Source organism: Micromonospora sp. NPDC049274, from assembly GCF_040678875.1.
Lineage (GTDB): Bacteria > Actinomycetota > Actinomycetes > Mycobacteriales > Micromonosporaceae > Micromonospora.
This window is the reverse complement of sequence record NZ_JBFAQS010000044.1, coordinates 1-1,506: the sequence shown is the minus strand read 5'-3', so window position 1 is coordinate 1,506 and position 1,506 is coordinate 1. Positions and strand designations below refer to the sequence as shown.

Sequence of the window (1,506 nt, the reverse complement as noted above, 5' to 3'; positions counted from 1 at the left end):
CGATGTGGACGTCGTGGCGGGTGGCGGGATGTGAGTTGCGGCGTCCTGGTGGTCGTCCGGGTCCTGGCCGGGAGGGTTTCGGTGCGTTGGCGGGAGTGCCTGTTTGTGCGTGCAGGTGCCGAAACCCGCGCCGGACCCGGGCTGGGGTGAGTCGCTGCGGTGAGGCGGGGCGTTCCCAGGGCCGGCGTAGATCGGCGACCATCGTCCGGGCGAGGCGTAGCTGCGTGTAGGCGGCCAGCAGGAGCCAGGTCCAGCGGTCGGCGGCGTCCGGGTCGCGGAGTTTCGGGTTGGTCCAGCCGAGGGTTTGCTTGAGCATGCGGAAGGTGTGCTCGATGTCGAAGCGGCGCAGGAACGTCTGCCAGAGCAGGTCGACGGTGTCCGGGTCGGCGTCGGGGATCGAGGACCAGAGCCAGACCGGTTTCGCGTTCGCGCCCGACGGTAGCCGTTCGACCCGCAGCAGGATGACGGTGCCGTCGATGATCGGCAGGACCCCGGCATGACCGATCCAGGCGGTGCGGTGCGTCAACCGTGGGTGCAGCCGTTGCCAGGCCAGGATCGTGGCAGCCCCGTAGAGCCTGGTCTCGGTCGTGTTGCTGGTGTCCGGGGTGCCCCAGCTGGCGGGGTCACCGAAGATGAATTCGGTGCCGTGGCGGGGTTTGCGGCCGCCGTGTGCCCGCGGCACCCAGGGTGGCGGTTGCCGGCGCAGGACCCGATCAGAACGCATCCGCACCACCAGCCGGACCGGCAGGTCGGCCAGCAGCAACGCCAGGCGGGGACCGTCATAACCGGCGTCCGCGACGATCCACACGTCGGGATCCCCCGGCTGCCACTGCCCGGCCGTGATCAGCCGCTCGACGACGTCACGCAGCTGGGCGGCGGTCACCGTGGCGGCGTCGTCGCCGGGTGTCAAGCGGCGGGCGTCCAAAGGTGCGGTCCACGAATGGCGTCCCGTTTCCAGCGCGACCACCACCGAATACGGCCAGCCCGGGACCCCGATGTGGGTGTCCTTGCCCCGGCCGTAGGTGTGACACAGGACCCGCTGCGCGCTGGTGTGGGCTTCCGGGCGCAGCCAGCACGTCACGTCCACCGCCAGCACGATCCTGTCGTCCGCGGCCCGTGGGACAGCCACCGACGCCAGCGCAGTCCGTAGCCGGTCGACATCGATGCGGCCCCGGTTCAGCGCCGCATACATCGCCCCATGACCACGCCGATGAGCGCCGGTCAACGACAACTCGACCAGCGACCGCACTGGCGTGTCCCCGCACAACACCGCGTCCGCCAGCTCGAACAACGCATCCGCACGACCGGTCAGACAGCGACGCAACTCGGCCCGGAACCCGGCCAGACGCCCGAGAGCACCAGCCGGATCGACGTCAGGCACACTGATCATCAGACAGCCCTTGATTCGGTTTTTCTTCCCTCGACAAGAGGAATCATCGATCAAGGGCTGTCCTCATGATCAGCCGGGGTCGATGCCACCCAGCCGCAGGTTAAAACTCAAGCTAG

At 69.0% G+C, this 1,506-nt stretch carries 1 protein-coding gene; it reads right to left on the bottom strand.

The window, feature by feature from the left end; genetic code table 11:
- Positions 1-1,390, bottom strand: a 1,390-nt coding sequence (locus tag AB0K10_RS33150) for an NF041680 family putative transposase (protein WP_363690177.1), incomplete at its 3' end; no start/stop codon positions are given.
- Positions 1,391-1,506: the final 116 nt, after the last annotated feature.